The following is a 13483-nucleotide window of genomic DNA, read 5'->3' as shown; positions in this document are numbered from 1 at the left end:
CATCTATGCACATATGTATAGGCTTGGGGTATGAATGGTGATTCTCAAACATTAAACTCAAAACTCAACTGGTTACGTGCAGGTGTATTAGGTGCCAATGACGGCATTGTTTCCACCGCTGGTTTAGTTATTGGCGTTGCCGCTACCGGGGCGTCGTCAAGCGTTATCGCTACAGCTGGCTTTGCAGCGCTGGTTTCTGGAGCGGTAAGCATGGCTCTTGGTGAATATGTTTCGGTGTCTGCGCAACGTGATACGGAGCGGGCATTGGTGGAAAAGGAGCGCTGGGACTTAGAACATACGCCTGAAGCTGAGCGACTCGAACTTGTGGGCATTTTGCAAGGGAAAGGCTTGAGCATGGAAACTGCTGAGCGGGCGGTTGTTGAGCTTACTGAAGAGGATCCTCTTTCAGCCCACCTAGACATCGAACTCGGCATCGACTCTAAAGAACTTACTGACCCCCGTCTAGCCGCAATATCTTCGGCGATTTCGTTTGTCCTAGGTGCTTTGCTGCCACTAGTGGCAGTTTTGATCGCCCCCAATGATTGGCGGGTGAGTATTACCCTTGTGGCTACCCTTGTTTCTTTGGGTATTACCGGCAGCGTTTCGGCGTGGCTGGCTGATGCTCATCATGGCAGGTCAGTGGCACGTTTAATTATTGGTGGTGCGGTGGCATTGGGGGTGACCTATGTGATCGGCGTTGTGTTCGGTGTTGCTTTTGGGGCATAGTGCCGAGCTTTATTAGGGCATAACCCAATCAAGCGCTACGATTGTCTCCCGTGGCACCTTTGGAGAAATCCCTGCGCGCGACAATTCACCGTCCCGCGCCCACCAACAATGACGGATTCGATGACCACGGCGAACAAGCGCCCCGCGAAGAATGTGGTGTTTTCGGGGTATGGGCACCAGGGGAGGAGGTGTCCAAACTGACGTACTACGGCATGTATGCGTTGCAGCATCGTGGTCAAGAAGCTGCAGGCATTGCTGTTGGTGATGGTGACCAGATCGTTGTATTTAAAGATATCGGATTGGTCTCTCAAATCTTTGACGAAAAAACTCTCGAATCGCTGCGTGGTGACGTGGCCATTGGCCATACGCGCTATTCCACCGCAGGCGGAATCTGCTGGGAAAACGCGCAGCCGATGTTTCGGGTTTCTCCAGATGGTACGGATGTAGCGCTTGGACACAATGGAAACCTGGTGAACTACACCGAGTTACTAGATGAGGCAGCCACGAAGGGGCTCGTTGATAAAGCGAACAGCCCTTCGGACTCCGATGTAATGTGTGCTCTGCTCGCCGACGGAATGCGTGATGGGCAATCCGTGGTCGATTCCGCCAAATCACTGCTGCCGCGAATCGAAGGAGCTTTCTGCCTAACGTTTACCGACGGCACGACCCTCTACGCAGCCAGAGACCCATATGGAGTTCGCCCGTTAGCGCTCGGGAGGTTAGAGCGTGGCTGGGTTGTGGCCTCGGAAACTGCAGCTCTTGACATTGTTGGTGCTTCATTTGTGCGGGAAGTTGAACCCGGCGAACTGATTAGCATTAATGAAGCTGGAATTCGCTCCGAACGCTTCGGTGAAACCAACCATAAGGGTTGTGTTTTCGAATATGTCTATTTAGCGAGGCCAGATTCAATTATTCGAGGTCGCGCAGTGAACGCAACGCGCGTGGAAATTGGGCGTCGATTAGCACAAGAGTGCCCAGCTGAAGGTGACCTGGTAATTCCAGTTCCTGACTCTGGAACTCCAGCCGCCGTCGGCTACGCCCAAGGATCTGGAATCCCCTTCGGCCAAGGACTGGTCAAAAACGCATATGTTGGGCGAACATTTATTCAACCTTCGCAGACGATCCGGCAATTGGGTATTCGGTTAAAACTCAACCCACTTCGCGAAGTTATTGCTGGTAAGCGTCTAGTTGTTGTGGATGACTCAATTGTTCGCGGTAATACGCAACGAGCACTTATTCGAATGCTCCGTGAAGCTGGGGCCGCCGAAGTCCATGTACGAATCGCTTCTCCACCTGTGAAATGGCCATGTTTTTATGGCATTGACTTTGCTAGCCCAGGTGAATTGCTTGCCAACTGTGTTGAAGGCGATGACGAAGAAGCAATCGTTCAGGCAGTGGGAACAGCCATTGGTGCAGACTCCCTCGGTTTTGTGTCTGTGGACAATATGGTCGAAGCAACCCGGCAAAAACGAAATGAACTCTGCTGTGCATGCTTTGATGGTAAATATCCTCTTGGCCTGCCAAAAGGAAACCATAACGCTGACCTAGTCCGCACCATGCAGAATACGATGTAGCTGCGTGACCGAACATCCGAAATAGAGGAAATACATGAGTGAAAACGCCGACATGAGCAGTTCATATGCCGCCGCAGGTGTGGATATCGAAGCAGGAGATAGGGCTGTCGAATTATTTGCCCCACATGCAAAGCGAGCGTCTCGCCCGGAGGTTCGAGGCGGCCTTGGGGGATTCGCAGGTTTATTCGCACTTGGGAAATACCGCGAACCATTGCTGGCGGCCGGTTCCGACGGCGTCGGCACGAAATTGGCCGTAGCCCAAGCTATGAACAAACACGACACCATCGGCATCGATTTAGTTGCCATGTGTGTCGACGACCTTGTAGTATGCGGTGCCGAACCGCTGTTTCTCCAAGATTATATAGCCGTAGGCAAAGTAGTACCCGAACATGTAGCCGAAATCGTAGCGGGTATTGCAGAAGGGTGTGTGCAAGCCGGATGTGCCCTCCTTGGCGGCGAAACGGCAGAACACCCAGGCGTTATGGAACCTAGCCACTACGACGTCTCTGCCACAGCAGTAGGCGTTGTAGAAGCCGACAGTGTCCTAGGCCCCGAACGAGTACGTGCTGGCGACATCGTAATCGGCATGAAATCCAGCGGCCTCCACTCGAACGGATATTCACTAGCGCGGCACGTACTTTTAGAAAAAGCTGGACTTCCTCTCGACGGCTATATGGAAGAACTTGGCCGAACCCTAGGCGAAGAGCTTCTTGAACCCACAAAAATCTATGCACTTGACTGCTTAGCACTTGCATCCGAATGTGAAACCCACACCTTCTGCCATGTCACCGGGGGAGGGCTCGCAGGAAACCTCTCTCGAGTAATCCCCGAGGGACTTACAGCGGACATTAGCCGTGCAACATGGACCCCAAGCCAAATCTTCCGGACCATTGCAGCACTCGGCAAAGTACCACAAAGTGAAATGGAAAAAACTTTCAATATGGGGGTGGGGATGATCGCAGTTATCGCTCCACAAGATCGAGACCGCGCACTCGCCATGCTGACAGCACGCCATATTGAAGCCTGGGAACTCGGCACAATCCGCAAAGCCGAAAACAATGACACCAACCGCGTAAACATGATTGGCGAACACCCCGGCTACTAAGCAAAACCACCGGGTCTAGGCATAACATGTTCCCGAGGCGGCTGGGTGAGTTCGGTTCACCTGGTCGGCTAGGGCTGCGCCGACAGGGATGGTTTCCCTGGGCGAAAAGGCAGTGAAAAGGCTGTAGAAAGGCAGATGTTGCATCAGGCACAACCTGTAGGGATCGTGACCTGGGGAAATGGATTATTGGCTGGTGCACAATGTCAGATCTGCCTTTTCCAGCCCAGCACGAGTCCACACAAGGACACACAGCCAACCCAAAAGCAAACCCAGGGGCAAGAAAAGTTAGACAAAGGTCCTGGGCTTAGGCATGCCGAAACGCGAGGTCGGCGGGGGCCTTCCTCGCGGTGACTTTGGAGGGCGTTATCGCCAGCTCTGTTCGTCTTCGGCGTCGTGGTCGTCCCAGTCCGCCCATTCGGCGTACTGGTCGTCCTCTTTGCGTGAGGATTCGTTTCCGGACTTTCCAGCTAGCTCTCGCTGTAGTGATGCGAGGTCCATTTCTGGAGAGTTGTACTTCAGTTGACGAGCAACCTTGGCTTGTTTTGCCTTGGCGCGGCCGCGACCCATGGCCTGACCCCCTTGGTGTGAGCGAGGAGTGCGCGGGGAATTCGGCACTCCCTTGAGCGTTTCTAATTAAATGTATTCCTGTTAGACACAATAGCGGTTGTGAGCGAAAAAGTCCGCAACGGGGCTGTGACCTGGGGGTTTCTGGGGGTTATTTTCCGCGAAGGCGGTTTTGGGCGACGCGTCCCGGTCGTTCTCCTTCGTCTTTGGGGATGGTGTCTGGGTCAATGGACAACGCTACGTCTTCTACGGCGAGGTCGGGAGTTTCCAAGGCGGTGCGCTTGATCAGGGCCAGGGCGATGGGGCCGTAGTCGCAATCGTGTACTACGGTGCCGAGGCGTCCGACAGTGCGGCCATGGGCGGTAATTGCGGCACCTGGTTCGGGTAATTCGGGGGCGGATCCGTCGAGGTGGACCATGACCAGTGTTCGGGGTGCTCTGCCAAGGTTGTGTACTCGGGCGACGGTTTCTTGTCCGCGGTAGCAACCTTTGTCTAGGTGGACTGCGGAGGTGATCCAAGCGGGTACTTCATGTGGGATTGTTTTGGCGTCAAGGTCGGTGGTGACTTCGGGTTCTACGGCTTTGACGCGTTCGGCGGTAAACGCCATAAGGCCGGCGAGTGGCAAATCAAGCTTATCGACGGCCGCGTCCATGCGGTCTCTGGGAATGAGTATGTCCCACCGCTCGGGGCCGTTCCATTGGACGCGTCGCTTGAGTCCCGTTGTGGGTTCCTCGCCAATCGCCGTAAATAGGGCGAAATCCGCTTCTTTTATTTCCACATCGGACCAAAAGACCATACGGAGAAGATATGGCTTTAAAGTGGCTATTTCGGGCGCCGGTCCTTCTAGATAGAACGTGTCATTGTGGAACCAGATTCCAACATGATGGAGAATGCGCCCTTGCGCGTCGAGGTTGAGCGCAGCCGTGGAGGTCGGGGCGTCGAGAAGCTGTTGGGATAGGAGATTGTTTAAGAATGTTGGGGCGTCGGGACCGGACACGCGAAGTACCCGATGGTGTGAGCGATCGACGAGAAATGAGCCGCGTTGCTCGCCGAGTGGGTTGCCATAATGCCAAGCCACACCAATATTCGGAGAAGCCGGTGCCGCGCCGGGGCGGGTCATGAACGGTGATTTATATGTGCAAACTTCAGCCACAAGGCTCATCGTAACCCCTAAAGTAGAGTTATGAAGCCCACAATCGTTGTGCTGGAGCCGCACGGAGGTTCGACTCGGCACCATAATCCTGAACTGCCGCTGGTGTATTGGGACGATGCTGCGGTAACGCGCGGTGACGGCATTTTCGAAACTTTGCTCGTCCGAAATGGCAAGGTGTGCAATCTGCAACGGCATATCGACCGATTCCAATCAAGTGCGCAATTACTAGACCTCCCGAGCCCTGATCCTCAGCACTGGGCACAGGCTACCGAAGAAGCTATTGAATCTTGGGGAAACTTCGAAGCTACGTGCGTTTGGACCCTTACTCGAGGCCGCGCTAGCACTGGCCGCCCGTCTGCCTGGATCACCATAAAACCAATTGCCGAAAATGTGCTTGAACAGCGCAAACACGGTGTTCGCGTGATGACGACACCCCGCGGATACAGCATTAATACGGCACTGCCTGGTGACCTCGGTGGTCCACCCCCGGCACCTTGGCTAACTGTCGGCGCAAAAACCTTGAACTATGCCGCAAATATGGCCGCACTCCGCTATGCAAATGCTAATGGATTCGATGACATTATCTATGTGGAAAACGGCCAGGTGCTTGAGGGGGCCACATCCAGTGTTATTATTGTGCAAGGTACCAACCTATACACGCCGACCCCCGGCGGTGATATCCTTCCCGGCACTACACAAGCTGCCTTATTCGAACACGCATCCTGGAAGGGTTGGGATTGTCACACTGTCCCAATCGGCATTTCAGACCTTTTCGACGCCGATAGTGTCTGGCTTATCAGTTCCGTGCGCATTGCCACTCGTGTTACTGCCCTGAATGGGAAAACCTTGAATGACCCAGGCAAACAAGCTAATGAGCAGTTGTATCGCATGGTGGAAACCGCGCTTGGTTGGTGAGTATTGTGGCCGGGCTCATGAAATAGCAAGGGCCCCAGGAGCTGGTGTGCTCCTAGGGCCCTCCCTCCCCGAGGCCTTGTTACGGGCACTTGCAGAATAACTCGCCAACAGTGCAAAAGGAAGATCCAGCGACCAAAATGAGCAATGAATTTTATGGCGCTCAACTGGTAAAAATTCGATTTAAGCAAGTATCAGAACTGCGTTTTGGGTGATGTTTTGGTGGTATTGAAAAATAATTGTGATGCAATGATCTAGGTATCCACATATTGCCCCATTGATGTTCTAATTATATCGAACAATGTTTTTGGGCTGGAGGATAGGAGTGAATCCGATTTGGCCAGTCGTTATAGGAACATTGGGGGCACATATATTGGGGCGTGGCGAAATGTGAATAATCTATTGGCCAGCGGTCTTGTTGCAAGCAAACCAATAGTGGCATGTGTGAAGCAATTTCCTTGTGTGATATCGGGTTCTGCGCTGGTGAAACCCAGAAATCTGCCAGATAAAAAGACCCCCGAAAAACACCCCCGATAGATAATCATTGAGGAAGCTACCCAACTACTCGGCGTAACCGCGCGGACATATTTGGCAGAAGTTGATTATCTACCAGCCGTTCATCCACCCAGCCGAGCTCGTTTGTGGGAAGCAAGCCATATACTCGTTTCCCTGGACCGAGTTGTGCCGGGCCGCTTTCTGTCACCATGGTTGAGGCGCTTTCTAATTCCCAGGCTCGCTCGTTTAAGGGATTGCCGTACAGAATTTCCACAACACCTGAGGCATGGCAGGAAATTACTTCGATTTCATCCTTGAGGCTAATGCGCCAAAAACCAGTTTCCCGCTGATCATGCCCAGTAGGGTTACCGCTGGCGTCCAGGCGCCAGACCACAGATTCGTAGGCAAGATAATTTTCCCCATTATGGCTAAATGTTAGCTGCTGGCCAAAGGCATAATCGCCATCGGTGGTTGCGGCTTGTCCTTCACCACGCCACACGCCAACAAGTGGGAGTAATGCAAGGAGGCCATCGTGAAGATTTGGGCCAAAGCGCAAATTGGCGGTATCGGTGGGGACTGCTAATGCATCCAACCCTTCAATTTCCGAAGCAATATTCAATCCAGCTGTTGATTTTGCCTGTTCAGCTGCGAGATTTACGGCTTCATTTCCATCGAGATTTGCGTTGTTATTTTCAGACATGGACTCTAGCCTAATGCCAGTTAGGTTGTGCGCGACAACGGTGAGAGGTCGGCGGCGTCGAGAAGCACATTGCGTTCGAGGGATTCAACGTAGATACTGCCGCCGGCGACAAAAATCTTGCTGGCAGGAGCGGTGAGGGGGAGCTCGGCGTTAGTGAACGTGAGTGCGAATGCTTCATTTGATTCCGGGATGATATTGATCGTGTCACCGATAATGCGCAGCTTGGCTAATTCGGTCACAGGTTCGGTTTCTCCGGGCGGTGTGCCGCGCAAACGAACCTCCGCGGCATCGCCACCATTTGGTGAAATGTCGTTCGGGTGTGAAATATCCAGATCGGTCATATCCAATAAATGTCCGAGTGCCACGCCATCCATACTGATGCGACGAGTGAGCAAGCCTGCTTTTGCGCCAGTAATATCGCCCTTGCGGACTTGTTCGGGTGTAACTTCGATTCCACGAGCCTCCGTACGGGCGTTCACCATTCCGAGTCGTGGCACATCCACATCCAGTACCTCCGAACTAATGATCGGGATTTCTCCGGTGATAAGAGCTTGTGCATAAGGCACCCCACCCAAATAAATTTTTGGAGTGGCGTCCAAATTTGCATGTGCGCGTGTCTCTTCACCGATGCGACGTTCAAGGTTGGCGGCATAAGCATTATCCACTGCATAGGCGCCGCCCAAAATTACGGCGATCACAAGGGCAATTGTGCGTTTCACCCTTTCAGGTTACTAGGGTAGGACCATGGAACTTCGACATGCGACCACATTGCCAGAACCGCTACTCGCTCAAGCATTTGCACTTTGCGACGCTGCGACCGCCGCCGATGGGTTCGCACCATTGTCCGAACAATTCCTTCGGGGGCTCACCGAAAACAACACTCATGTGCTCTTATTCGCACCAGAACTCGTCGCACTGGCGGCCTATGACGGAGCAACAGCAGAACTGGTGGTCCACCCAGACCATCGCCGCCGCGGATACGCCACCGCACTTATCGACGCCCTGCCCGCCACCAGTATCTGGGCTCACGGCAATCTCCCGGAAGCCCAAGCCCTAGCCGCAAAACTCAATATGGTGGAAGCTCGAAAGCTTCTGGTTATGGGGATAGAAGGCGAAGCTTTACGCGATGCTAAACAATATTCACTTCCCGAAGGTTTTTCCGAAAGCCACTATCAAGCACTCGGAGAAGCAGTCTTGCCAATCTGGCTCCAGGTAAACAATGAAGCCTTTTCTTGGCATCCTGAACAAGGGAACTGGGATCTATTGCGGCTAGAAAAAGCGATCGACGTACCCTGGTTTTCCCCAAGTGGTGTCCGATTCCTGCTCGACCCAGAAGGCAATATCGCCGGATTCCACTGGACAAAGCAACATTCCGAGGAACTCGGTGAAATATATGTGGTGGGTCTCGGCGAAAATTATCGAGGTACAGGGCTTGGGGGGCCTTTGATCAGTCTGGGTCTAGCTCACTTGGTGGAAATTGGATGTAGCAAAGTAATCCTCTATGTGGAAGCCGATAATCAACCAGCGGTTGCGGCGTACCAGCACCTCGGATTCACCATTGAGGAAGAGCATGTGGTGTATCAAGCCCAATAGGTGGGCATAGGTTGTGGGGCAGTTAAATCTGCCTCAGGCAGATTTAACATAGCGCTATTTTCCCAGGTCAAATTTTGGAAAAATGCCCAATTTTGCATCAAAATCAGGCAGATTTTACAGCGGGCACAAGCTTCCCCTAGTCACTCACCGTCCGGGGGTATTTCGCGGAGTCCATAGTGCTGTTTCGGGGGTTATGGGCGTGAATTGGTCAGCGGTCGCTCGTTGGATTGCGTGCTGGATGTTTTTGGTGAGGGCATTGGGGTTTCGGAGGAGACCGTGGGTAATGCGGATTGATTCCCAGCCCATTTCTCTGAGTTCGATTTGGACTCGGGCATCGTAGTCTCGTTGGTGCCGGTTAAGGTGGTGCTCGCCATCGTAGAATAGGGCTACTTTAATGTCTTCCCAGCCTGCATCGGCGGTGGTGAGAAGTCGGTGAGGTGGGGTTTGTTCGTAGATGGGGATTTGGATATCGGGGTTGGGGCGAATGGTGTTGGCTATAAGGCGGAGGGCGGTTTCTGGTGGTGATTGGGATCCCGGGTGGGATTGGTTCAGGAGTTTTTCTAGTTTGCGGGCATTAAAGATATTTCGGGCTGTGCTGTGCAGAAGCGGCAAGTTGAGGGGGTGGTGCTGGTGGAGGGCGTCGATAAGCTGTGTGGCACGGACTTCCCAGGGTTGTTGTTGAGGTACTTGGTAGGTCCACCAGGTGTAGTAGTTGCGTTGAAGGTCGATAAGACAGTCGATAAGGGCGACCTCGGGAGCAGCAACATGCATATTGGGGTAGGAGGGGTCCGGAGCCCAGGTTGGGGTATTTGGGCGAATGCGGCGTCGTGTTGGTTTGGTGGGGTTGTGGGTGCGGAGATAGTTACTGGTCACATGGAGGGTGACGGGTGCTTTGCTAACCCAGTTAGTGAGGCCGGTGTATGCCAGGGCGGCCCAGCCTCCGATAATGGCATTTGGTCTTGCAATGTGGTGTTTACGGGCGCGGGCTAGGATATCGACTCTCATAGTTGTGTTGGTAGCCCGCGAATGATGGGTTTGCCTAGTTGATTGCGCGAAGGGATGCGCAGATTTGTGGATATATGGTGGTGGGGTGCGTGTTATCCACAGGTAGAGGTGCGTTATTATCCGCCGGAATTGTCGATTTCGGCGCCGACGGGTACTGTGTCGTCTTCCGGGTCATCGAGCCAGCCTTCGGGGAGAATGACTTTTCCAGGGGAGCCTTGACGTCCGCGGGCTCCATCGTGGTCATTGGCGAGTGCGGGGGAGTCGGACCATGGGGCTAGGGTTTCCCGCAGTTCGGCAAGGGTACGGATGCGGGCAAGGTCGCGCCGGGTGTCGCCGCCTACCGGGAATCCGCGGAGATACCAACCCATGTGTTTACGCATATCACGGCATCCATGTTCCTCGCCCATGTGTTCTGATAGGAGTTCGGCGTGGCGAATAATAATCTGGGTTACTTCGCCAAGTGTCGGCTGTGCTGGCTTTTCAATGCCCCGTAGTACGGCTGACAATTCCGCAAATAGCCAAGGACGACCAAGACATCCCCTGCCGATAACCACGCCATCGCAACTGGTTTGTTCCATCATTGCCAAGGCATCTTCGGCGGCAAAGATATCACCATTTCCCAGCACCGGTATATCTGCAAACCCGTGTGCAATCATATGGGTTTTCAGGTTGGCAATCTCCCGCCAATCTGCGGATCCAGAATACCGTTGGGCAGCTGTTCGGGCGTGGAGTGCTACGGCCTGGGCGCCTTGCTCGGCGGCGATACGCCCGGCGTCGAGATGCGTGTGGTGAGCTGCGTCAATGCCGACCCGAAATTTCACGGTTACGGGAATATTGGTGCCTTCGGTGGCGCGGACAGCAGCGGCGACAATGTTAGCGAAAAGACGGCGTTTATAGGGCAGCGCCGAACCACCGCCGCGTCGCGTGACTTTAGGCACTGGGCACCCGAAATTCATATCTATGTGATCGGCCATATTTTCTTCCGCAATCATTTTCGCAGCTTCGTATGTGTATTTGGGGTCGGTAGTGTAGAGCTGCATAGACCGCGGGCTTTCATCCTCCGCAAAAGCGGTCATGCGCATGGTTTTTTCATTGCGCTCCGCTAGGGCGCGGGCGGTGACCATTTCACACACATAGAGGCCTGACACGGTTCCGGTTTTTTCGCGCTCCTGTTCGCGGCACAAGCCGCGAAAAGCAATATTGGTTACGCCCGCCATTGGCGCGAGTACTACAGGAGATTGCAGTGTAAGGGGTCCGATCTTCAGTGTCACTGCAGTATTGTCGCATGCTTATCGACGCCCGCGCATCTTGCCTTTTCACGCAGCTTCCGCATTAGCGGGGGTAGAGGGTGGGGAGAGTGTTGTAAAGATTTATGAAACTAGGGGCATATGGCGGGGGCATTTGCGATACTGTGGTGACCACAACTTAGGCATTATTGTATTGGGTGCGTCACAGCGCCCAATGAGGCCTACGCCATATATGAAGATATAGCTGGTCCGCCATGTAGTGTGGCCCCAGAACTCTCAGGAGGATAAATGTCCGATCGGATCGCAAACGCCAAGCTTCGCGGCAAGGTCATGACTGCAGAGGAGGCTGCGCAGTTCGTCAACCACGGCGACAAGGTAGGAATCTCCGGGTTTACCGGCGCAGGCTACCCAAAGGTACTTCCAGCAGCCATTGCAGACCGCGCTAAAGAGGCCCACGCACGCGGCGAAGAATACATGATCGACCTCTTTACCGGTGCCTCCACAGCTCCGGACTGTGACGGTGTTCTTGCCGAAGCTGATGCAATCCACTTCCGCACCCCATATCAATCAGATCCGATCCTGCGGAACAAAATCAATGATGGTACGTCTTACTATGCCGATTACCACCTTTCCGAATCTGGCCTATATGTAGAACAAGGCTTTTTTGGCAAGATGAATGTGGCCATTGTTGAAGCGGTGCGTATTACCGAAGAAGGCCATATCGTTCCATCCTCCTCGGTGGGCAATAATGTGGAATACCTCGACGCAGCAGAAAAGATCATTATCGAGGTCAACTCCTGGCAATCCGAAGAACTCGAAGGCATGGCCGACATTTGGCGCAATAAGAAGCTGCCAAACCGTGTGCCAATCCCAATTACCGAGCCAGGCCAGCGCATTGGTACCACCTACATTGATATTGATGTAGATAAAGTGGTTGCGGTTGTAGAGACAGACCTTCCAGACCGCAACGCCCCATTTAAGCCAATCGACGAACAGTCCAAGCAAATCGCTGGGCACTTCCTGGACTTCCTTGAAGGTGAAGTTGCTGCAGGTCGCCTTACCTATGATGGCTACCGCATGCAATCCGGCGTTGGCAATGTTCCAAACGCCGTAATGAGCGGCCTGCTTGACTCCAAGTTCGAGAATATTCAGGCCTACACCGAGGTTATCCAAGACGGCATGGTTGACCTTATCGACGCAGGCAAAATGACCGTCGCGTCCGCGACGTCGTTCTCCCTCTCGCCGGAATACGCAGAGCGCATGAACCGTGAGGCATCCAAGTACGCCAAGCAAATCATCCTCCGCCCACAACAGGTCTCCAACCACCCTGAGGTTGTACGCCGCCTGGGCCTGATCTGCACCAATGGCCTAATCGAGGCTGATATCTACGGCAACGTCAACTCCACCAATGTCATCGGCTCCCGCATGATGAACGGTGTGGGTGGCTCCGCGGACTTCACCCGCAATGGCTACATCAGCTCCTTTATCACCCCATCCGATGCAAAGGGCGGTGCTATTTCTGCGATCGTGCCATTCGTATCCCACGTTGACCACACCGAACAAGACGTGAAGGTCATTATTACCGAATACGGTTACGCAGACCTCCGTGGCCTGGCACCACGCCAGCGCGTAGAAAAGATCATTGCCCTTGCGCACCCAGACTACCGTCCGCTGCTCGAAGAATACTACGAGCGTGCACTTCACCTAGCCAAGGAACGCAAGACCCTGCAAACCCCGCATGATCTGGCAACCGCATTCAGCTTCCACCAGCGCTTCGCTGAGACCGGCACCATGAAGAAGAGCTAAAAACCGGTGGTTTCTGGTTAAGCCCGAGGACTGGTTAGGTCCTTAGGGTTGGCCCCGTTGGGCCGCTTGCTGAACCTTGCTGAACTGCACCCCGCTTTCGTTGCTTGAAGGCGGGGTGTTTTGGGGTTTTGTGTGCTTGTGGTTTTGTTGTGTGCTTGTGGTTTTGTTGTGTGCTTGTGGTTTTGTTGTGTGCTTGTGGTGACCTGGGATTTGGTTGGGAGGTGCTTAATCTTTTCGGGCTGCTGGCCGAGAGGTGCTCAGTCTTTTGGGCGCTGGTTGGGCGTGTTGTCACAGATTCCATTTTTTCGGCGGATTTTATGGAATCTGTGACACGATAGGTAGGGATCCTGTCACAGATTCCATTTTTTTTCACTGTTTTTATGGAATCTGCGACACACCCCAGGTCAACGATTGCGCGCAATGTTGGTTGCTGTCGCAAATTCCATTTTTTCGGGCGATTTTATGGAATCTGCGACACTTGACATAAAAACATCACTAGTTTAATAGGGCTAGCCTATCAAACCGCACGTAAGGCCGCCCACCGCCTAGGAAACCAGCCCAAACCTCCGGAAACCCAACCGAGCCACCCGGGAAATCCCCTAT

The 13483-nt window shown here is 53.6% G+C and carries 12 protein-coding genes; 6 read left to right on the top strand and 6 right to left on the bottom strand.

The features are described 5' to 3' along the window. Positions 1 to 30: 30 nt before the first annotated feature. Genes CFREI_RS11330 through purM form a run of 3 tightly spaced genes read left to right on the top strand, consistent with a single transcriptional unit; the run spans position 31 to position 3405 of the window. Positions 31 to 726, top strand: a complete 696-nt coding sequence (locus tag CFREI_RS11330) for a VIT1/CCC1 transporter family protein (RefSeq protein WP_027013617.1) — start codon at positions 31 to 33, stop codon at positions 724 to 726. A 59-nt stretch (positions 727 to 785) separates the two neighbouring features. Further along, positions 786 to 2300 carry an amidophosphoribosyltransferase gene (purF, locus tag CFREI_RS11325; RefSeq protein WP_051256134.1) on the top strand — a complete coding sequence of 505 codons (1515 nt, stop codon included), beginning with the start codon at positions 786 to 788 and terminating at the stop codon, positions 2298 to 2300. 34 nt (positions 2301 to 2334) lie between these two features. Next, complete coding sequence (gene purM / locus CFREI_RS11320; RefSeq protein WP_027013619.1) at positions 2335 to 3405, top strand: phosphoribosylformylglycinamidine cyclo-ligase; 1071 nt, start codon at positions 2335 to 2337, stop codon at positions 3403 to 3405. Between the two features lie 363 nt (positions 3406 to 3768). Here purM and CFREI_RS11315 read toward each other — a convergent pair whose 3' ends face one another. Both CFREI_RS11315 and ygfZ read right to left on the bottom strand, forming a co-directional pair. Next, a complete protein-coding gene (locus tag CFREI_RS11315) occupies positions 3769 to 3972 on the bottom strand; it encodes a DUF3073 domain-containing protein (RefSeq protein ID WP_027013620.1) in 204 nt (67 codons plus the stop codon). Positions 3973 to 4120: 148 nt separating this feature from the next. Beyond that, positions 4121 to 5089 carry a CAF17-like 4Fe-4S cluster assembly/insertion protein YgfZ gene (ygfZ, locus tag CFREI_RS11310; protein ID WP_240483248.1) on the bottom strand — a complete coding sequence of 323 codons (969 nt, stop codon included), beginning with the start codon at positions 5087 to 5089 and terminating at the stop codon, positions 4121 to 4123. 63 nt (positions 5090 to 5152) lie between these two features. On the opposite strand from ygfZ, the gene CFREI_RS11305 reads away from it, so the two are divergent. After that, positions 5153 to 6037: an aminodeoxychorismate lyase gene (locus CFREI_RS11305; protein ID WP_027013622.1), complete on the top strand. Its 885-nt coding sequence runs from the start codon at positions 5153 to 5155 to the stop codon at positions 6035 to 6037. A 550-nt stretch (positions 6038 to 6587) separates the two neighbouring features. Here CFREI_RS11305 and CFREI_RS11300 read toward each other — a convergent pair. Continuing rightward, positions 6588 to 7229: a heme-binding beta-barrel domain-containing protein gene (locus tag CFREI_RS11300; protein ID WP_027013623.1), complete on the bottom strand. Its 642-nt coding sequence runs from the start codon at positions 7227 to 7229 to the stop codon at positions 6588 to 6590. 20 nt (positions 7230 to 7249) lie between these two features. Next, entirely contained in the window at positions 7250 to 7948 is a 699-nt protein-coding gene (locus CFREI_RS11295) for an LmeA family phospholipid-binding protein (protein ID WP_027013624.1), read from the bottom strand. A 25-nt stretch (positions 7949 to 7973) separates the two neighbouring features. Here CFREI_RS11295 and mshD point away from each other — a divergent pair, with 25 nt between their 5' ends. Then, positions 7974 to 8822 carry a mycothiol synthase gene (gene mshD / locus CFREI_RS11290; RefSeq protein WP_027013625.1) on the top strand — a complete coding sequence of 283 codons (849 nt, stop codon included), beginning with the start codon at positions 7974 to 7976 and terminating at the stop codon, positions 8820 to 8822. Between the two features lie 144 nt (positions 8823 to 8966). Here the strand turns inward: mshD and CFREI_RS11285 are convergent, their stop codons facing one another. Both CFREI_RS11285 and dusB read right to left on the bottom strand, forming a co-directional pair. Continuing rightward, positions 8967 to 9827 carry a putative endonuclease domain-containing protein gene (locus CFREI_RS11285; protein ID WP_027013626.1) on the bottom strand — a complete coding sequence of 287 codons (861 nt, stop codon included), beginning with the start codon at positions 9825 to 9827 and terminating at the stop codon, positions 8967 to 8969. 116 nt (positions 9828 to 9943) lie between these two features. Continuing rightward, positions 9944 to 11098: a tRNA dihydrouridine synthase DusB gene (dusB, locus tag CFREI_RS11280; protein WP_027013627.1), complete on the bottom strand. Its 1155-nt coding sequence runs from the start codon at positions 11096 to 11098 to the stop codon at positions 9944 to 9946. 264 nt (positions 11099 to 11362) lie between these two features. Here dusB and scpC point away from each other — a divergent pair, with 264 nt between their 5' ends. After that, positions 11363 to 12880, top strand: a complete 1518-nt coding sequence (gene scpC / locus CFREI_RS11275) for a succinyl-CoA:acetate CoA-transferase ScpC (protein ID WP_027013628.1) — start codon at positions 11363 to 11365, stop codon at positions 12878 to 12880. Positions 12881 to 13483: the final 603 nt, after the last annotated feature.

Source organism: Corynebacterium freiburgense (genome assembly GCF_030408815.1).
Taxonomy (GTDB): Bacteria; Actinomycetota; Actinomycetes; order Mycobacteriales; family Mycobacteriaceae; genus Corynebacterium; species Corynebacterium freiburgense.
This window is presented reverse-complemented; position numbering and strand designations above follow the sequence as displayed.

Bases quoted from the DNA above. Each gene is read 5' to 3' on its own strand.
- CFREI_RS11330 (WP_027013617.1), top strand. From the start codon at position 31: ATGAATGGTGATTCTCAAACATTAAACTCAAAACTCAACTGGTTACGT.
- purM (WP_027013619.1), top strand. From the start codon at position 2,335: ATGAGTGAAAACGCCGACATGAGCAGTTCATATGCCGCCGCAGGTGTG.
- CFREI_RS11315 (WP_027013620.1), bottom strand. From the start codon at position 3,972: ATGGGTCGCGGCCGCGCCAAGGCAAAACAAGCCAAGGTTGCTCGTCAA.
- ygfZ (WP_240483248.1), bottom strand. From the start codon at position 5,089: ATGACCCGCCCCGGCGCGGCACCGGCTTCTCCGAATATTGGTGTGGCT.
- CFREI_RS11305 (WP_027013622.1), top strand. From the start codon at position 5,153: ATGAAGCCCACAATCGTTGTGCTGGAGCCGCACGGAGGTTCGACTCGG.
- CFREI_RS11300 (WP_027013623.1), bottom strand. From the start codon at position 7,229: ATGTCTGAAAATAACAACGCAAATCTCGATGGAAATGAAGCCGTAAAT.
- mshD (WP_027013625.1), top strand. From the start codon at position 7,974: ATGGAACTTCGACATGCGACCACATTGCCAGAACCGCTACTCGCTCAA.
- CFREI_RS11285 (WP_027013626.1), bottom strand. From the start codon at position 9,827: ATGAGAGTCGATATCCTAGCCCGCGCCCGTAAACACCACATTGCAAGA.
- scpC (WP_027013628.1), top strand. From the start codon at position 11,363: ATGTCCGATCGGATCGCAAACGCCAAGCTTCGCGGCAAGGTCATGACT.